The sequence below is a fragment of the Streptomyces axinellae genome, assembly GCF_039532135.1.
GTDB classification, from domain to species: domain Bacteria; phylum Actinomycetota; class Actinomycetes; order Streptomycetales; family Streptomycetaceae; genus Streptomyces; species Streptomyces axinellae.
In genome coordinates this window covers 160,465-176,801 of record NZ_BAAARJ010000018.1, presented here as the reverse complement: position 1 = coordinate 176,801, position 16,337 = coordinate 160,465, and the positions used below count along the sequence as shown (strand labels likewise).

The window sequence follows — 16,337 nt, the reverse complement described above, 5'->3', positions numbered from 1 at the left end:
CACACAAGCCCTCCTCCGCCTCGCCCGCCACCGCATCAGCGTCATCTACGCCATGCTCCGCGACGGCACCTTCTACGAACCCCGCACACCCCAAACCGCTTGACCAAAAACATAGAGACACCCCCCGGCCCCGAGGGGCCGAGCCCCGGGATCCCACAAGGCCCCGGCCCGCCCCGGTGCCGCCGCCGGATAGGGTCTACGCCCACGTACGGACAGACCACGTACGGGCAGACCACCAACGAACGGGCAGCGGGGCGATGACGCGCAGCGAGACCGAGCGGACCGGCCAGAGCGGGCAGGCCGCGCAGGGCGACGACCAGACACACGAGGCGGTGCGCGCGGAACTGACCGCGCTGCGCGATAGCATCGACAACATCGACGCGGCCGTCGTGCACATGCTCGCCGAGCGCTTCAAATGCACCCAGCGCGTGGGCCGCCTCAAGGCGGACCACGCCCTCCCCCCGGCGGACCCGGCCCGCGAGGCCCGCCAGATCGCCCGCCTGCGCGAACTGGCCCAGGACGCCAAGCTGGATCCCGCGTTCGCGGAGAAGCTCCTCAACTTCATCATCGCCGAGGTCATCAGACACCACGAACAGATCGCGGGGGAGGCTCCTACCAGGGGCGGAACCCCTCCGGACTGACGTGCTCACACCCAATAGAGATCATTTGGGAGATATTTGGGAGATCAACTCTCCCAAATACTCTTCCACCCCAGCGTCCCCAGAGCCCGCTCATACAGCTCCTGCAGGCCATCCAGCCGATCCTGCCGCATCGCGGGTGTCGGATGCTGGTAGGTGCCCTTGATGCCAGGGTACTTGTGCCCCATCTGCTCGTGGGCCAGCACCGGCCGCACACCGATCTGCTCCTGGTAGGTGTCGTGCGTGTGCCGTAGGTCCCGCATCGTCAGCCCCGGCATGATCGGGTCCCAACCCTCCTTCACCGCTGTACCCCGAGCCTTCGGCCTCGCATCCCGACCGTCGGCAGCCGGCCGGATGATGCGAAACCACTCCGAGCGCCACCACCACTTCCCTGTCCGCGTGCAGAACACGAAGTCGTGCGGCCATGTCTCCAGATGCTGCTTCAGCATCTCGGCGAGGAAGGGCGGCAGGTCGATCTGCCGAGCCGACTTCGCATTCTTCGGCGGCTCCAGCCCACGGAAGGTGCGCCGCTTCCCCTCCTCGTCCCGCTTGTAGTACTCCGCGAGCGCGCCCACGTCGGGGTCTACACGGATCACCGGGCAGGTGAACATCGTCCCGTCGTGCCGCTGCCGACGCGTCTTCAGCGTGTTGTCCCGGTGCAGGCCCACAAGTTCTTCCCAGCGCGGGCCCGCGAACGCCGTCGTGACGACGTGCAGTCCGTAGTGCGGGCCGAGCCGGCGGGCGAGCTGCAACACGACCTCGGGCGGCGCCCACTGCTCCTCCTCGTCCCGCTTCGGAGCCGGGTCCGGGGGGAGGCCGGTCAGGCGGCGCCCCGCGAGCGGGTTCACTGGCAGACGCTGTGCGTCCACGGCCCCGTTGAGGATCCGGGCCATCAGCTGCACGCAGTCCTTCGTGGTGGACCGCGCGCACGTCAGGGTCCGCGCCCACGCCTCGACGTCGAACCAGGTGAACGCGATGAGCGGCGTGTACTCCCACTTCGGCAGGATGTGCGCCTCCAGTCGCTCCCACCGGTTCATCGTGGTGCGCCCACGCGGAGACTGTGCGGCCATCCATTCGCGTACCCACACCCCGAAATGGGCCCGCCCCAGCTCGGGGTCGATCCACCTGCCGGCCCGGATCGCGGCCTCCTGCTCCTCACCCCACCTCTCGGCGGTCTTCTTCGTGGGGAATCCGGGCTCGGAGCCCCAGGTGCCATCAGGCTTCTTGTAGCGCGCCCGCCAGGTCACCTTGCCCTTGGAGCCTCGGGCCTGGCTGACGCGCTTCTCGGCATACGCCATAGAACTACCTTGCGGTGAGCGGGGTGCGCACCTGCACGCGGGGTGCTGTGGGGGGATACAGGTGCGACGCCCCATCTGGGAGAGAACTGAGGACGCTCTCCAGCAGGAGGGCGCCCTCTTCTGTGATCAGTGCTTCCGCTACGTACACGTTGATCCGGCCTGGCAGGGTCTTGACGTAGATCTCGACTCTGCATGGCATGCCGGAGACACGACGGACTCGTACCCGCATAGGTCCCCCATGAGCCGTTCTGAGCGGTGGCCCCCCTCGACGGTGTAGGCATATGACATCACACGTGCGGGCGTTTGGGGAGAGATGGTGGAGCTTCAACGGGGCGCGTGTTATGTCCCGTTGGTGTCGTCGTCCAGGTGCTGGAGGTGACGCTCGGCGCGCTCCCACGCCTCCAGCGCCTTCTTGATCTCGTCGGGGCTGGCGCCGGGCTTCCCACGCACAACGACAGTCATCCGCACGTCGGTGCTGCTCACTGGTAGATCGATGACGGTCGCATCGATGAGAGTCCCCTCGGAGAGGCTGTGGACCACGCGGAGCGGGAGGTCGGCGGGCGCATCTCCTCGTGCTTCGGAGGTGTCGCCGGGCTCGGTTTGCCTGCCCTCGGGTTCGGTGAGCTTGGCGTTCCCGCCGGCTAGGACGGTGGCCACGGCGGTGCTGTCCCAGCCGATTGCCTGCGCGTAGGCGCGGATCGTCGGGGTGACGCGCTTGGAGTCACCGCGGTCGATTGCCTGGATCGCTGAGCGCGAGACACCAAGCTGCTCAGCCATCGTCTCCTGTGTGATGCGGGCGGCTTTCCGGGCTTTCTTCAGCTCGGCGCCGAGTCGGCCCCAGTCACTAACCATGGCCCCATCATGCCCCATAAGGCTGCAACCAAGGGGTACCTATCCCAGCCTTTGACCTGCATGTTAGTGCGGGTCTGTGTGTCTTTGGGTTGCACTTCTCACTCTGTGAATGGCAGCGGTCGCATACTGCTGCGTAGGGAAAAAGCTTCGAAACCGAGCAGAAAACGTAGCCAGAGTGCTTGCCATGCGTGGTCTCGAAGGCTTACTTTCAAGGCGTGAGACCGAACGGCACCGCAATGAGGGCCATACGAGAAGCTCGGAAAGTGAGCCTGCGTGAGCTGGCTGCACTCACCGGACTCGACCGCGGCTACCTATCCCGCATCGAGCGAGGTCAGGTACGCGAACCCGCAGTCGATCGCGTGCTGAGCATCGCCACGGCCCTCGGGGTGTCGCCCGCTGCCATCACCCACGAGGAGACCCCGTGACCAGAAAGGCCACGAAGCCCCCCACCTCCATCCACGGAGGCGAGGGCGAGCTGAAGCGCTACACCCCCGAAGAGGTCGTCGAGCTGCGACTCCTGCCGTACACGAGCGTGCGCACGGTGAAGGAGAAGGCGTACCGGCGAGAACTCTTCCACCACACGGACGGTGGCCGAATCACGTTCACCGCCGAGGACCTTCGCCGCAACGGCGACCTCGGCGCAGTCGAACCGCTCGCCATCTCCCGCGCCGCCTGAGAGGCGGTATGCGGCCCCAACCGCCGGGCTTCCACACACCGGCAGCCGGGGCCTCGGAAACACCCACAACCCAGAAACGAAAGGGGCGCCCCGTGCGTCACATGATCCCAGAACAAACCACCGAGCGGGACTTTGCCCGCTGCTCCCAGCGTTGGGACGCAGCCCGGAACTTCCGCCAGTTCCGCACCGACCAGCAGGACAAGGCCGCCAGCAGTCTCACTGCCCGCCTCGCCCGCCTGTTCCGAGGCGGTGCGCGATGACGATCCCGACCCCCATCCCGATGACGCCCGAACGTGAGGCGATCATTCGTCAGCAGCAGCCGGGCGACTGGCTGTCCGGGAACTGGCTCATCCGCGAGGCCACCGTCGATGGCGTTGGCGTGTGGCAGGTGACCCACCAGGGGCAGGTCATCGCGACCTTGCCGGATTGGGCGGGGAACCTCGCCCTGTGGATCGCCGAGACCCACGAGGACGTTCCGGAACTCTTCGCCGTGATTGACCGGCTGCGGGCTCGCGTCGCCGAGCTGGAGGAGACGGTCGCCAGTCAGAAGGAGTACACGGCCTGGCTCGCGACCTGTCTCGTCGAGCGCACCAGCGAACTCCTCGCGATCGAGAGCGGTGACCGGTCATGACGATCCCGACCCCGATCCCGGATGCGGTCGCCGACTTCAAGGCCGCCCAGTTCCCCCCGGCTGTGCGGGACGCGATCCTCGTCCGCGCCGATGCCGAACGCAATCTCACGCTGGTGCCTGACACGGCGACCCGCGAGGACGTGCTCGCCGAGATCGCATGGGCCGACAAGGAGCTCGCCACGGTGCCGCAGCGCCTCGGGGGTGACCTGTGATGGCGCTCACCGTCCCCGCCCCCGCGTCCGGCAGCCACGACACGGACGGCGTCCTCGCTGTCCCCTCCCTGGCGCAGACCCTGCGCCTCGCCGCCGACGCTGTGGAGGAACGTGAGACGCAGCTCCGAATCTGGACTCCGGGCGCAGCCCACGACACCGACAGCATCCGGCGTATCGGCTGGCCCCTGGCCTACGGCCCCCAGGGCTACAGCCTCGGCTACTTCCGCAGCCTCCGGGAGCGCCATAGCCGGGAGGCCATCTGGGAGTGGCGGGAGCACTGCTCGGGCGTGGGCACCGCGCTGACGTTCCTGCTCCGCCAGTACCAGACCCTGACCGCCGAGGATCTACGCGGTCTCGCTGACGCTCTCGCCGAGGGGCGCCCGGTCGCGGAGATCAGCGCCGCCGCAGACGAGCTGGCCGCCTACACCTCCACCGGCCCTGGGGTCACGACGCGCAACGAGCACGAGCGGCGCGGGGTGGAGCGCGGCCTCTCGGTGCTCCGGGACGCCGAGCTGGTCGCAGCCAGCGCCCGCCTCGCGGAGCAGCAGCACCAGCTCGACACCGCCGACGGCGCGTTCGCCGCGCTCGCGGTCGCCCACCCCGAGGCATGCCACACCGACGCCGACTACCCCGGATGGACCCCCGGAGGTGCCGCATGAGCTTCTACGAGGACATCATCCCGCAGGTCTACGAGATCACGTGGATGTCGGGGCACATCGAGACGGTCATCGCGCACCAGGTCACCCACTCCGCTCTGCGGCAGGCCGTGGCCCGTATCGAGGGCGGCGGCTTCGCCACCGCGGGCGAGGGGCAGCGGGTCAAGTTCCACGCCGAGGTTGACGGGAAGTGGACGCTGCAACTGTCGGCGTTGGAGCAGGACATCCGCACGATCCGCAACGTCACGGTCGGCGAGCAGGCCCCAGGCGGTGCGGCATGAGCGAGACACCGATGACACCCGAGCGGCTGGCATGCACCTGCGCCCGCGTCGGCGCCCACTCCAAGGAGTGCCAGCGCTACACGCCGGGGCATGACCTGGCGTCGCCTGCTCTGGAGATCGAGCGGTTGCGCACGGAGTGGCGGCGCGAGCGGAGCGAGGTCGCCCGGCTGCGCGCCGAGCGGGCCCGGTACCTGTTTGCGTGGCGGTCAGCCCGGGAGCGGGCTGTCGCTTACGGCGAGGGCACCCTCCGCGTCGTCAAGGACCGGGAGGCGTACCAGCAGTGGCTACGACAGCGCGAGGACGCGAACGCCCTGCTCGTAGCCGAGGTTGCCCGGCTGCGTGCCGAGTTGGCGGCCCGCCCCACCCGCGCCGCCGAGCGGGGTGAGACGGAATGAGTGATCACCACATTCCGGACGGTCCGATCGAGTCGTCCCCCACGGACTACATGCCCAACGCTGACCAGCGCGCGCTGGTGCGGGAGACGCTCACCAACGCTGGCGTGGAGCTGGGCAGCTGGGACGAGCGAATGGTCGAGTGGGTGGGCGGCTGGGACTGGACAGTCGTCGCCGTCATCGTCTCCTGGCTGCGCCGCGCCTCGCAGGGCGGTGACCGGCCGTGACAACCCTCGATGCCATCACCCTCCTCGCCCTGCCGCCCGCCGACCGCATCCAATACGAACTCGCCGAAGTCGACGAAACCTGGCACCTCACGTTCGGGCCCGAGGACTCGTGGAGCAGCCACACCTGGGCCGCCTACGACAACGCCATCGCCGCCGTCTGGGGCGGCGGGCCCGAACCAGTAGCCCGGGCGGTGGCCGCATGAACACTCCGACCCGTATCCAGCGTCGCCGCACCAAGGGCTGGCGCAAGCCCGACGGTGCCATCTACGTCGGCCGCGGCACTGCCTGGGGCAACCCCTACGCGGTCGTCCGCATGGCCGACGGCCGGTACAGCATCCCTGATCCGATCGACAGCCTCGGCACCTGGGCGACGTTCGACTACGAACGGGACGCCCGCGCCGAAGCAGTCCTCCTGTTCCGCGGCTGGCTGGCCGAGCGGCCGAAGCTGATCGAACGTGCCCGACGCGAACTGGCTGGCCGGGACCTCATGTGCTGGTGCCCGCTCGACCAGCCCTGCCACGCCAACGTGCACCTGGTAGTCGCCAACGGCGGTGAGCCGGCATGACGTACCGCCGGGCTGTACTCCTCGCCACCGCCCGCGCTGAGGGCGGCACATGGACCACCAGCCGCGCCTGGGACCTGTACCGCACCCTCCACCTCGCACCCGGCCGCCGCACCGCACGACGCGACCTCCAACACCTCGCCCGAGCCGGGCGGCTCACACCCCTCGACGGCAGCACGCGGGCCTACACCAACAATCCCCGGAAGGACACCTGATGGCCGAGGAGATCCGCAGCCTCCACGAGTTCGCGCTGGAGGCCCGCATCCGGCTCCTCATGCGCACCGGCGAAGCCCGCAACCCGCAGGACATGTGGGCCATGGCCACTGGCACCGCAGCAGCCTGGGCCTTCCACCGCACCCTCCAGCGCCTCACCGACATCGACCCCGACGGAGCCGCCGCCTTCGCCGCCCAGCTCACCGAGGAACTGGAGCTTCCTGACTACGCGGAAGACGCCTGCGACGTCGCCGACCGCATGGGCTTCACCCCGCAGCGGTGGATCGACGCCGAGTACACCCGGCGCAACACCGCCGCCTGAAACGTCCCGCGCCGGCGGATGACCAAGGGCCCCCGGCGCGGGCCACCAACCACCCCACAGGGACACCGCACCGCGGCGGCCCAGGCACACCACACCCAGAAAGCAGGAGTCATGAGCAACGCACCCACCATCACGCCGACGGTCGCGGCCCACGTGCTGTGGATGTTCGACCGGGGCGGCTACCCGCCCGGCACCTTCATCCAGCGCCTCCTCCGCGCCTGGGACTGCGCCGACGAAGGCAACGCCGCGCGGCTGGAGATGGCGTACCCCGAATACGGGGCGGCGGTCAACGCGGCCCAGCACGACCCCGGCGGCATTGCCCGACTCCAGCGCATCGCCGAGGAGGGCACGGAGTGAAGACCCTCACCCTCGGCCGCTGGACCGCCGAACTGTACGGCCGGGCCCTGCACATCTACCGCCTCCCCAAGAGGAACTGCCGCGACTGCCACGGCGAAGGCGCCGCCCCAGTCGTCGCTGAAGGCCCCTCGTTCGAGGTCGAGTACGACCTCTGCGGCTGCTGGAACCCCGACCGCAGCATCCGCATCCCCCTCGCACCCCGCAGCCGCCGCGAGACCGGAGTGCCGTTCTGATGGGCCTCCAACGGATCGAGACGAAGACCGGCCACTACTACAAGCTCGACGGTCGCCGCGTCACCGGCGTCACCACCCTCATCAACGGCGGACTGCCGAAGCCGAAGCTCGTCGACTGGGCCGCCCGAGAGGTCGCCGAATACGTCGCCGACAACTGGGCCGACGTCGAGTCTCACCGCGACGCGGGGCGCGAGCAACTCGTCGACCATCTCAAGACCCGCCACCAGAAGGCCCGCGACACCGCCGCGGTACGCGGCACCAGCATCCACGCCTACGCCGAACAGCTCATAGCTGGCGAAGAGGTCGAGGCGCCGGCGGAACTCGTCGGCTACATCGAGTCCTGCGCCCGCTTCCTCGACGACTGGCGCATCCAGCCCGTCATCGTCGAGCGGCCCCTCGCATCGCGCACCTGGTGGTACTCCGGCACCCCCGACGTCATCGGCGACGTGCCCGACGGGCGACGCCTCATCACCGACTGGAAGACCGGCCGCTCCGGCATCTGGGGCGAGACCGCACTCCAGCTCGCCGCCTACGCCAAAGCCGAGTTCTACCTCGACGACGACAACATCGAGCGGCCCATCCCGCACGTGGATGCCGGGCTCGCCGTGTGGCTCCGCCCCGACGGCTACGACACCTACCTCGTCGAGGACCTCGACGGCGCCTTCCAGGTGTTCAAACACGTCGCCCACGTGGCCCGAGCAGCCCGCTCCCTCAAAGACACCTTCATCAGCCCCGCCCTCGACACACCGACCTGGACCAAGGAGACACCCGCAGCATGACCGAACTCGCCATCCGCCAGAACGGCAACACACCTGCCCTCACCGACGAGCAGCCCCAGCACCCGGGCTCCGAACTCGTCGCCTGGGCCGAGTCCGCCGTCGCCGCCAACAACATCGCCCAGTCCCTCGCCAAGACGTCCTTCGTCCCGAAGGCATTCCAGGGCAAGCCCGACGAGGTGACCGCAGCGATCCTCGCCGGCCAGGAGATGGGCCTCTCCCCGATGGCCGCCCTCCGTTCCATGCACGTCATCCAGGGCACCGCCGGACTGTCCGCCATCGCGTTGCGCGGCCTCGTCCAGGCCCACGGGCACGAGATGTGGACCGAGGAATCGACATCGACCCGGGCCATCGTGTGCGGGCGACGCAAGGGCTCAACGCAGGAGGAGCGCGTCACCTGGTCGATGGACCGGGCGACGAAGGCCGGGTTCCCCGCGAAAAACCCCAACTACAAGAGCCAGCCGCAGTCGATGCTCCTCGCCCGCGCCACCTCCGAGTGCGCCCGGCTGATCGCCGCCGACGTGCTGATGGGCATGCCCTACAGCTCCGAAGAGCTCGCCGACGAGAGCGATGAGACGGCGCCCGCGACGAAGACCCGCAAGATCTCGCGGAAGAAACCGGAGCCGGTGGCGCCCGAACCCGAGGTTGTGGCGCCCGCCCCCGACGAGGACGCCGAGCCGGAGAGCCGGGCCGACGCGGAGCCGGTCCACGACGAGCCGCTGTGGCCCGAAGCCGCACAGCCCGGCACCCAGCCCACCCAGTAACCGCCTCGGGCCGCCCCTGCCCGACACAGGGGCGGCCCCACCCGGAAGGAAACCAGACATGGCGCACAACCTCACCCCGACCGAGGCCGCCGATTGGGCCGCCGCCGAGCTCCGCAGCATGTACGCCACCGTCACCGACTGGGACACCGCCCTCTTCGACCAGGTCGTCCTCCACCTCGCCGCGAGTGGCCAGCCCTTCGGCATGAACCAGATCCGGCAGATCGTCCCCGACGACGCCTGCCGCCGGGCCGGCCTCTACTTCCACGCCCTCGTCAGCCACGACTCCCTCCACCCCAACCAGCCGCAGCTCCTCCGCCGAGTCGGAGACCAGCCCTCCATCAACCCGAAAGCTCACGGCAAGCGCGTCAACCTCTACCGCCTCACCCCTGCGGGGCGCCGCCACATAGAAGCCAGGCAGGCCGCCCGCAAGCAGGCCCGGCAGCAGGGGAGGGCCGCCGCGTGAGCTTCCTCCGCCTCCTCGCCCGCCGCGCACAGGACGCCACCACCGACTGGCACATCCGCGCCGCAGCCGCAGCCCAACCCGACCAGCGCGCCGCCCAACTCGCCGTACTCGAAGCCATCTACCGCAGGCCCGCCGCAACCCGCCGCAACACCCGGAAGGAGAACCAGCGATGACCCGCTACGCACACCGGCCACTCACCGCCGCCCGCACCTACAGCCATGGCCTCCGGCTCGTCCCGCCGACCACAGAAACCTGCACCGACGACGGCGGCATCGACTGGATCGCCGTCGAACGCGCCGCCACCGGCGACTACGACCCCACCCTCCTCAACCTCGACGAACGCTGGGCCGCCACACACCTCCTGCTCGCAGCCGGCCTCGGAGAACCCGCCATCGCCGAACGGCTCGCCACCAACAAGCGGCAGATCCACCGCTGGCGGCACACGGACTACCGCCCCTCCCAGCGCCCCCGCCCCGCCCAGACCGTCAGCCCCTGCGGCACGGACGCCGCCTACAGGCGGCACCAGCGCCGCGGCGAACCCATCGACGACGCCTGCCGGGACGGCATGCGCGAGCACTGGCAGCAGCAGCGCAACCGACTCAAGGCAGCGGCGTGACCACCACCTGGCAGGCCAAGACTCCCTGCCGCACCGACCCCGACTTTTGGCACCCCGAGGGCTCCAGCCGCAGCCAGACCTACCGCGACGACGCCGACCTCGCCGCCTGGGTCTGCCGCAACCGGTGCTACGTGCGGCAGCAGTGCCTCACCAGCATCCTCCGCGCCGAACAGGGCCTACCCCTCTCCCAGCGCCACGGCATCGCCGGCGGACTCGCACCCGCCGAACGCGCCGCACTCGCCACCACCACGACACCCACACGCACCGCCGCATAGCCGAACCGCCCGCCAGACCCGGAGGAATCGCCGTGACCTTGGACGCCATGCCGCGAAGGGAGGGGGAGTGATGGGAATCAAGCGCGTTGTCGAGGTCTTGATGCACGCCCCCGCCGACCTCACCCCGGCCGAGCGGATGGTGCTGGTTGCGATCGGCGAGAACGTGCGAGACGACGACCCTAAACGGGAGACGTGGGCCGACTTCAACGCGCACGTTCTGGCTCAGCGTGCTGGGCTCAACGGTCAGGGGAGCCTGAAGTCCGCGCTCCAGCGCCTGGCGAAGCGTGGCCTTGAGGTGCGCATTCCCCTCACCTCGGGCAAGGACGGTCGTGCGCTGTATGCGGTGCCAGGCAAGCAGTGCCGGTACCGGTTCCCCACCCTCGCAGTAGGGGAGGTTGTGACCTCCCCTACCACTGGCCAAGGGGAGGTCACAGCCCCGCCAGGCGAGGTCAGAACCTCCCCTAAGGGGAGGTCACAGCCCCGCCAGGCGAGGTCAGAACCTCCCCCTACCCCTCCCCCCTCTACCCCTCCCCCCTCCAAGGAGGACGAGGAACCCGCGGCGCCGTCGAACCTGGCCGACCGACGCCAGCAACAAGACGACACCCTCGCCGCCGCAGCGAAGTTCCTCGAAGACCTGCCAGACCCGTGGACCATCGGCCCCCGCACCGCAGCCGCCATGGCACCCCAACTCTCAGAGACAGCACAGAAACAAGGCTGGGACCTCGACGCAGACCTCGCCGCGAAACTCACCGAACGGCCAGGCGGCATCACCAGCTACCCGCCCGTCCTCCGGATGCGCATCGCCGACCTCCCCCGCCGCGCCAAGAAGACGCAGCCGCGGGCCACGGCCCCGCTGCCCGCCTGGTGCGGCGAATGCGCCGACGGCAACCGAGTCGCTGCCCGAGAAGCCCGCATGCGGCAGATCTACGACGACAACGGCAACGCCCGCCCCTGCCCCAAGTGCCACCCCGCCCAGACCAGTCACGCCGCCTGACCCCGGAACGGAGAACCATGGACGACCAGATCGAACGCACACCGCCCCAGGACACCGAAGCCGAGAAGTGCGTCCTCGGCGGCATGCTTCTTTCCAAGAGCGCCATCGCCGACGTCATCGAGATCCTCGACGCCGACGACCTGTACCGCCCCCAGCACGAGACCGTGTTCCGCGCCATCGTCGACCTGTACGGCCGCAACGAGCCCGCCGACCAGATCACCCTCACCGACCACCTGCGGTCCCTCGGCCTCCTCGGCAAGGTCGGCGGCCCCTCCTACCTGAGCGAACTCGTCAACTCAGTGCCCACCGCGGCGAACGCCGGCTACTACGCGGAGATCGTCCGGGACACTGCGGTACGTCGCCGCATCGTCGAGGCAGGAGTGCGCATCACCCAGATCGGCTACAGCGGCGAGGGCGAGGCTCACGAAGCGCACGACGCCGCCCAGGCCGAACTCGCGTCCGTCACTCGCGTCCGGGAGGAAGCCGACTCGGCGCTCCTCGGCGAGGACCTCGACGAGGTGGCCGCCGAGCTTGAGAAACTTTCCGCCGAGGGCCGGGACATCGGACTCCCCACAGGCTTCGCGGACTTCGACGCCCTCACCCATGGCCTCCTCCCCGGACAAATGATCATCATCGCGGGAAGGCCCGGCCTCGGGAAGTCCACGCTCGGTGTCGACATGCTCCGCACCTGCGCCATCCGGCACCAACGGCCCGCCGCATTCTTCAGCTTGGAGATGTCTCGCCGCGGAGTACAGCACCGCATCATCTCCGCCGAAGCGAAGATCGGGCTGCACCGGATTAGGGGCGGCACCATGTCGAACGAGGACTGGGCCCGGTTTGCCAACCACCTTCAGGCCCTGCACACCGCCCCCCTGACGATCGACGCCACGCCCAGCCGGACCGTCACTCAGATCAAGGCCCGCTGCCGCCAGATCAAACAGCAGACCGGCCTGGACCTCGTCGTCATCGACTATCTCCAGCTCATCGAAACCGGCGGGAAACGGCGGGCCGAGAACCGGCAGGTCGAAGTCTCCGAGATGAGCCGCGCCATCAAGTTGATGGCCAAGGAACTGGACGTGCCCGTCGTCGTGCTGTGTCAGCTCAACCGCGGCCCGGAACAGCGCACCGACAAGCGACCCGTTCCGTCCGACCTCCGCGAAAGCGGCTCGCTGGAGCAGGACGCGGACATCGTGATCCTCATCCACCGCGAGGACGCCTACGAGCACGACTCCCCCCGCGCCGGCGAGGCCGACATGATCGTGGCGAAGCACCGCGACGGGTCTCCGGCAACGATCACCATCGCCGCCCAGTTGCACTACTCCCGCTTCGTCGACATGGCGCAGTCATGAGCACCGCCTTCAGCCCCGACGACATGGCCGAGATCCGACAGCAGGGCGACCTCAAGTCGCTGTTCGCCGCACTCCTCGGCAAGCCCGCCCCGCACCAGCCGGAGCCCACCAAGACCGAGACGCCCGACTACCACATAGCGCGTCCCGGGGCATGGCCGTGCGGCACTGCGCCCTCCGGCCCCGTGCCGAGTCCCTGCTGTTCCGACTGCGAACCCGGCCGGACGGAGCAAGCCGCATGAGCGGCAGCTTCTACACGGACTGCTGCCCTCGCTGCCTGGCTGGTCCGACCGTGCCCACGTCCGGTATCGCCACGGGCGGTTCCCTCACCGCCGCCTATCGGTGCCCGGTCTGCCGCCACCTGTGGACCTGCGCTTGGGCGCTCATGCCCGGCCGCCAACTCCCGCCCGCACCCCAGATCCGAGCCGAAGGAGAAGCCGCATGATGTTCCGCAACGACAACGACGCGCTGACCGTTATGGACTGGTTTTGTGGTGCTGGCGGCAGCTCGCAGGGCGCCCACGCCGTGCCCGGGGTGCGGGTGGAGCGCGCGGCGAACCACTGGATCCGGGCGATCGAGTCGCACGCCGCGAACTTCCCCTCTACCGACCACTACCAGGGCGACATCCGCAAGGCCCCGGTGTGGGACTGGCCCGTCACCGACATTTTCTGGGCGTCCCCGGAGTGCACCAACTGGTCGGTGGCCAAAGGCCGCAAGCGATCCTTCGACAACGCCATGCAGGGCGACCTGTTCTCGCTCCTCGCCGCCCAGGACGAAGAGGAGCCCACCGCCGAGGAGGAGTCCCGCGCCCTCATGGAGGAGGTGCCGCTGTACCTGCGCGGCGTCATAGAGCGCGGCGGCCTCGTCAAGGCCGGCATCGTCGAGAACGTCACCGACGTTCGCGCCTGGACCGACTGGGACCGGTGGATCGGCGAGATCCACAAGCTTGGCTACAAGACCCGCGTCATCGCCCTCAACTCGATGCACGCCAACCCGCGATCGGTGCACGCCGCGCCGCAGTCCCGCGACCGCCTGTACGTCGGCTACTGGCACGAGTCCCTCGGCCGCACCCCCGACTGGGACAAGTGGCTGCGGCCCCGCGCCGTGTGCGACACGTGCGGGCCGGTGCAGGCGATCCAGTCGTGGAAGGCCCCGGGCCGGGACATGGGCCGCTACCGCAGCCAGTACGTGTACCGGTGCCCCAACACCAGCTGCCGCAACAGTGTGGTGGAGCCCGAGGCGCTCCCCGCCCTGGCGGCAATCGACTGGTCGATCCCCGGGCAGCGCATCGGAGACCGCGCCAAGCCCCTCGCCGACAAGACGATGAAGCGCATCGAAGAGGGCCTGAAGCGGTTCGCGCAGCCGATGATGGTCCCCGCCGGGGGCACCTGGCGGAACGCGGCCAGCAGCGTCCTCGACCCGATGCCGGCCCGCACCACCCGCGAGAACGACGCCCTCGCGATCCCGCCGCTGATGGTCCCGGTCGAGGGCCGCGACGGGAAGGTCGCCACCGACGCGCACCGGCCGCTGCGAGCCCAGACCGCCCGCAACGAGACCGGCCTGGCGTGGCTGCCGTTCATCGCAGAGCTACGTGGCGGCGGCTCCGTCGCTCGTTCGGTGGCCGAGTCCCTCGCCACGGTGACGGCGTCCGGGAACCACCACGGGCTCGTCACCCCGCAACACGTCGCCGAGCACATGCTGGTCCCGTACTACGGCAACGGCACCCCCCGACCGGTGACCGAGCCAGTAGGTGCGCTGACGACTCGGGACCGGTACGCCATGGTCCACGGCCAGCCGGCCATCGAAGACGTCCACTTCCGGATGCTGGAGCCGCACGAGATCGGGCGGGCCATGAGCTTCGCCGACGACTACACGGTGCTCGGCTCCAAGCGGGAACGCGTGAGGCAGTACGGAAACGCCGTCACCCCGAACGCTGCCGAGGTCCTCCTGTGCGCCCTCGTCGAGGCCATCACCGGCGAGGACATCGAGCGGCATGCCGAACCGCAGAGCGAGATCGGCATGGCCGCGTGACCGCCCGGCCTGCCCCCGGTTCGGCGCCGATGCTGCCGGGCTGCGGCGAACTCCCCGCCAACCCGCCGCGTCGGCGCCGCCGTACTCGTCTGGCGCAGCTTGCGATCCGTCTCGGCCGCATCCCCCGCATCCACGACCTGCCCGACATCGCCAACTACCAGCCCAAGGAGACCCGATGAACGTGCGTGCTGTCGTTCTGCTCGCCGCCTACATCGCCACCATCCCCGCCGCGAACTGGGCCGTCGCCCACTACGGGGCCGTGCCCGTAGGCCCCGGACTGCTGGCCCCGGCCGGCGTGTGGATGGTCGGCCTCGCCCTGGTCCTGAGGGATCTGGCCCGGGAGGCTGCCGGACGCGCCGCCGTCCTCGCCGCCATCGCCGCGGGTGCGGTGCTGTCGTGGCTGCTGGCCACCCCGGCGCTGGCTGTCGCCTCCACCGCAGCGTTCGCCCTGTCGGAGACGCTGGACTTTGCCGTGTACGAGCCGCTCAGGCGACGGGGCCTGCTCGTGGCGATGGCCGCATCCAGCGCTGTGGGCCTGCTGGCGGACAGCCTGGTGTTCCTGTGGCTGGCCTTCGGATCGCTGGCCTTCCTGCCGGGCCAGCTGGTCGGCAAAGCCTGGATGACCCTGCTCGCGATCGCAGTGATCGGCACTATCCAGCGCAGGCGGACGGCGGTGGCCGGATGACCCGCTTCTACCTCGGCGGGCCGCCAGCGTTCATGAAGTACACCGGCGTTCCGCTGTTCATCTCCAACCGGCCCCTATCGAAGATCAAGAACCTCTATCCCGCTGAAGGCCCGGTTGCCGTCGATAGCGCCGGCTTCAGCGAGCTAAGCGATCGTGGCTCCTGGGAGAACGGGCCCACGCCTCGCCAGTACGCGGGGCAGGTCGCCCGCTACCGCGACGCGATCGGCATCGACTGGGCGGCGCCGCAGGACTGGATGTGCGAGCCGTGGATCATCGCCAAGACCGGGCTGAGCGTGGCTGAGCACCAGGCCCGCACCATCGGCTCCTACCTCGACCTGCGCGCCATCGACGACACGCTGCCGATCATCCCCGTCCTCCAGGGCTGGACCCCGGCCGAGTACGAGCAGCACATCGACATGTACGACCGGGCCGGAATCGACCTCCGGAGCCTGCCCCTGGTCGGCATCGGGTCCGTCTGCCGTCGGCAAGGCACCGAAGACGCCGCGTCGCTCGTAGAGCGCATCGCTGCGCACGGCATTGCGCTGCACGGCTTCGGCTTCAAGATCGACGGCCTGCGGCGGGTAGCGCACCTCATGCCGTCCGCGGACTCCATGGCCTGGGCAGCTGCAGGACGCAGAACCCCGGCCCCCGACTGCGCTTTCCGCTTCCCGGCCTCGCGTGGCCCGCACCTGAACGAGGCGAACTGCTTGCGTTTCGCCCTCGCATGGCGCCAGCGGGTGCTTGCCGCGATCGAGGCTGGCATGACCGCGCCCCGCCAACTGTCGCTGCTCGACGTGGGCAACGAGATCGCCGCCTAACCGCCGTAGGCCCCCGACA

At 69.5% G+C, this 16,337-nt stretch carries 31 protein-coding genes; 28 read left to right on the top strand and 3 right to left on the bottom strand.

What is annotated here, in order from left to right; genetic code table 11:
* Positions 1 to 257 precede the first annotated feature (257 nt).
* A complete protein-coding gene (locus ABD339_RS25545; RefSeq protein WP_344569008.1) occupies positions 258 to 641 on the top strand; it encodes a chorismate mutase in 384 nt (127 codons plus the stop codon).
* A gap of 44 nt (positions 642 to 685) precedes the next feature.
* Here the strand turns inward: ABD339_RS25545 and ABD339_RS25540 are convergent, their stop codons facing one another.
* From ABD339_RS25540 to ABD339_RS25530, 3 genes are all read right to left on the bottom strand, one after another.
* A complete protein-coding gene (locus ABD339_RS25540) occupies positions 686 to 1,936 on the bottom strand; it encodes a hypothetical protein (protein WP_344569007.1) in 1,251 nt (416 codons plus the stop codon).
* Positions 1,937 to 1,940: 4 nt separating this feature from the next.
* Positions 1,941 to 2,135, bottom strand: coding sequence for a hypothetical protein (locus tag ABD339_RS25535; protein WP_344569006.1), 195 nt, complete (start codon positions 2,133 to 2,135; stop codon positions 1,941 to 1,943).
* A 140-nt stretch (positions 2,136 to 2,275) separates the two neighbouring features.
* Positions 2,276 to 2,788, bottom strand: coding sequence for a helix-turn-helix domain-containing protein (locus ABD339_RS25530; protein WP_344569004.1), 513 nt, complete (start codon positions 2,786 to 2,788; stop codon positions 2,276 to 2,278).
* 236 nt (positions 2,789 to 3,024) lie between these two features.
* Here ABD339_RS25530 and ABD339_RS25525 point away from each other — a divergent pair, with 236 nt between their 5' ends.
* The 27 genes from ABD339_RS25525 (at position 3,025) to ABD339_RS25395 (ending at position 16,318) form a co-directional block, all read left to right on the top strand.
* Complete coding sequence (locus ABD339_RS25525; protein ID WP_344569002.1) at positions 3,025 to 3,213, top strand: helix-turn-helix domain-containing protein; 189 nt, start codon at positions 3,025 to 3,027, stop codon at positions 3,211 to 3,213.
* On the top strand, positions 3,210 to 3,464 hold the full coding sequence (locus ABD339_RS25520) for a hypothetical protein (RefSeq protein WP_344569000.1): 255 nt from the start codon (positions 3,210 to 3,212) through the stop codon (positions 3,462 to 3,464). The genes ABD339_RS25525 and ABD339_RS25520 overlap by 4 nt, the downstream gene beginning before the upstream one ends.
* A 256-nt stretch (positions 3,465 to 3,720) precedes the next feature.
* Positions 3,721 to 4,095 carry a hypothetical protein gene (locus ABD339_RS25515; protein WP_344568998.1) on the top strand — a complete coding sequence of 125 codons (375 nt, stop codon included), beginning with the start codon at positions 3,721 to 3,723 and terminating at the stop codon, positions 4,093 to 4,095.
* Positions 4,092 to 4,307 (top strand): hypothetical protein, encoded by a 216-nt coding sequence (locus ABD339_RS25510; protein WP_344568997.1) that lies wholly within the window; start codon positions 4,092 to 4,094, stop codon positions 4,305 to 4,307. The genes ABD339_RS25515 and ABD339_RS25510 overlap by 4 nt, the downstream gene beginning before the upstream one ends.
* Complete coding sequence (locus ABD339_RS25505; protein ID WP_344568996.1) at positions 4,307 to 4,966, top strand: hypothetical protein; 660 nt, start codon at positions 4,307 to 4,309, stop codon at positions 4,964 to 4,966. The genes ABD339_RS25510 and ABD339_RS25505 overlap by 1 nt, the downstream gene beginning before the upstream one ends.
* On the top strand, positions 4,963 to 5,244 hold the full coding sequence (locus ABD339_RS25500; protein ID WP_344568994.1) for a hypothetical protein: 282 nt from the start codon (positions 4,963 to 4,965) through the stop codon (positions 5,242 to 5,244). Before ABD339_RS25505 ends, ABD339_RS25500 begins: the two co-directional genes overlap by 4 nt.
* Positions 5,241 to 5,639: a hypothetical protein gene (locus ABD339_RS25495; protein ID WP_344568992.1), complete on the top strand. Its 399-nt coding sequence runs from the start codon at positions 5,241 to 5,243 to the stop codon at positions 5,637 to 5,639. The genes ABD339_RS25500 and ABD339_RS25495 overlap by 4 nt, the downstream gene beginning before the upstream one ends.
* The gene (locus tag ABD339_RS25490; protein ID WP_344568991.1) at positions 5,636 to 5,863 is read left to right on the top strand and encodes a hypothetical protein; all 228 of its coding nucleotides are present in this window, start codon (positions 5,636 to 5,638) and stop codon (positions 5,861 to 5,863) included. The genes ABD339_RS25495 and ABD339_RS25490 overlap by 4 nt, the downstream gene beginning before the upstream one ends.
* Positions 5,860 to 6,066, top strand: a complete 207-nt coding sequence (locus ABD339_RS25485) for a hypothetical protein (protein ID WP_344568990.1) — start codon at positions 5,860 to 5,862, stop codon at positions 6,064 to 6,066. The genes ABD339_RS25490 and ABD339_RS25485 overlap by 4 nt, the downstream gene beginning before the upstream one ends.
* Entirely contained in the window at positions 6,063 to 6,428 is a 366-nt protein-coding gene (locus ABD339_RS25480; protein WP_344568989.1) for a DUF4326 domain-containing protein, read from the top strand. Before ABD339_RS25485 ends, ABD339_RS25480 begins: the two co-directional genes overlap by 4 nt.
* On the top strand, positions 6,425 to 6,640 hold the full coding sequence (locus ABD339_RS25475) for a hypothetical protein (RefSeq protein WP_344568987.1): 216 nt from the start codon (positions 6,425 to 6,427) through the stop codon (positions 6,638 to 6,640). Before ABD339_RS25480 ends, ABD339_RS25475 begins: the two co-directional genes overlap by 4 nt.
* Positions 6,640 to 6,960 (top strand): hypothetical protein, encoded by a 321-nt coding sequence (locus ABD339_RS25470; RefSeq protein WP_344568985.1) that lies wholly within the window; start codon positions 6,640 to 6,642, stop codon positions 6,958 to 6,960. The genes ABD339_RS25475 and ABD339_RS25470 overlap by 1 nt, the downstream gene beginning before the upstream one ends.
* A gap of 111 nt (positions 6,961 to 7,071) precedes the next feature.
* On the top strand, positions 7,072 to 7,317 hold the full coding sequence (locus ABD339_RS25465) for a hypothetical protein (RefSeq protein ID WP_344568984.1): 246 nt from the start codon (positions 7,072 to 7,074) through the stop codon (positions 7,315 to 7,317).
* On the top strand, positions 7,314 to 7,550 hold the full coding sequence (locus tag ABD339_RS25460; RefSeq protein ID WP_344568982.1) for a hypothetical protein: 237 nt from the start codon (positions 7,314 to 7,316) through the stop codon (positions 7,548 to 7,550). The genes ABD339_RS25465 and ABD339_RS25460 overlap by 4 nt, the downstream gene beginning before the upstream one ends.
* Positions 7,550 to 8,329 (top strand): PD-(D/E)XK nuclease family protein, encoded by a 780-nt coding sequence (locus ABD339_RS25455; RefSeq protein WP_344568980.1) that lies wholly within the window; start codon positions 7,550 to 7,552, stop codon positions 8,327 to 8,329. The genes ABD339_RS25460 and ABD339_RS25455 overlap by 1 nt, the downstream gene beginning before the upstream one ends.
* Positions 8,326 to 9,090, top strand: a complete 765-nt coding sequence (locus tag ABD339_RS25450; protein WP_344568979.1) for a hypothetical protein — start codon at positions 8,326 to 8,328, stop codon at positions 9,088 to 9,090. Before ABD339_RS25455 ends, ABD339_RS25450 begins: the two co-directional genes overlap by 4 nt.
* Positions 9,091 to 9,148: 58 nt before the next feature.
* Positions 9,149 to 9,553 (top strand): hypothetical protein, encoded by a 405-nt coding sequence (locus ABD339_RS25445; RefSeq protein ID WP_344568977.1) that lies wholly within the window; start codon positions 9,149 to 9,151, stop codon positions 9,551 to 9,553.
* Positions 9,550 to 9,726, top strand: coding sequence for a hypothetical protein (locus tag ABD339_RS25440; RefSeq protein ID WP_344568975.1), 177 nt, complete (start codon positions 9,550 to 9,552; stop codon positions 9,724 to 9,726). Before ABD339_RS25445 ends, ABD339_RS25440 begins: the two co-directional genes overlap by 4 nt.
* A complete protein-coding gene (locus ABD339_RS25435; RefSeq protein ID WP_344568974.1) occupies positions 9,723 to 10,169 on the top strand; it encodes a hypothetical protein in 447 nt (148 codons plus the stop codon). The genes ABD339_RS25440 and ABD339_RS25435 overlap by 4 nt, the downstream gene beginning before the upstream one ends.
* The gene (locus tag ABD339_RS25430) at positions 10,166 to 10,444 is read left to right on the top strand and encodes a WhiB family transcriptional regulator (protein WP_344568973.1); all 279 of its coding nucleotides are present in this window, start codon (positions 10,166 to 10,168) and stop codon (positions 10,442 to 10,444) included. The genes ABD339_RS25435 and ABD339_RS25430 overlap by 4 nt, the downstream gene beginning before the upstream one ends.
* Before the next feature lie 70 nt (positions 10,445 to 10,514).
* A complete protein-coding gene (locus tag ABD339_RS25425; RefSeq protein WP_344568971.1) occupies positions 10,515 to 11,438 on the top strand; it encodes a hypothetical protein in 924 nt (307 codons plus the stop codon).
* A gap of 17 nt (positions 11,439 to 11,455) precedes the next feature.
* Positions 11,456 to 12,787, top strand: a complete 1,332-nt coding sequence (gene dnaB / locus ABD339_RS25420; RefSeq protein WP_344568969.1) for a replicative DNA helicase — start codon at positions 11,456 to 11,458, stop codon at positions 12,785 to 12,787.
* Positions 12,784 to 13,026 (top strand): hypothetical protein, encoded by a 243-nt coding sequence (locus ABD339_RS25415; protein WP_344568967.1) that lies wholly within the window; start codon positions 12,784 to 12,786, stop codon positions 13,024 to 13,026. The genes dnaB and ABD339_RS25415 overlap by 4 nt, the downstream gene beginning before the upstream one ends.
* A 199-nt stretch (positions 13,027 to 13,225) precedes the next feature.
* A complete protein-coding gene (locus tag ABD339_RS25410; RefSeq protein WP_344568965.1) occupies positions 13,226 to 14,815 on the top strand; it encodes a DNA cytosine methyltransferase in 1,590 nt (529 codons plus the stop codon).
* Entirely contained in the window at positions 14,812 to 14,994 is a 183-nt protein-coding gene (locus ABD339_RS25405; protein WP_344568963.1) for a hypothetical protein, read from the top strand. The genes ABD339_RS25410 and ABD339_RS25405 overlap by 4 nt, the downstream gene beginning before the upstream one ends.
* Positions 14,991 to 15,500: a VUT family protein gene (locus ABD339_RS25400; protein WP_344568961.1), complete on the top strand. Its 510-nt coding sequence runs from the start codon at positions 14,991 to 14,993 to the stop codon at positions 15,498 to 15,500. Before ABD339_RS25405 ends, ABD339_RS25400 begins: the two co-directional genes overlap by 4 nt.
* Positions 15,497 to 16,318: a deazapurine DNA modification protein DpdA family protein gene (locus tag ABD339_RS25395; protein WP_344568959.1), complete on the top strand. Its 822-nt coding sequence runs from the start codon at positions 15,497 to 15,499 to the stop codon at positions 16,316 to 16,318. The genes ABD339_RS25400 and ABD339_RS25395 overlap by 4 nt, the downstream gene beginning before the upstream one ends.
* The last annotated feature ends 19 nt before the right edge of the window (positions 16,319 to 16,337 follow it).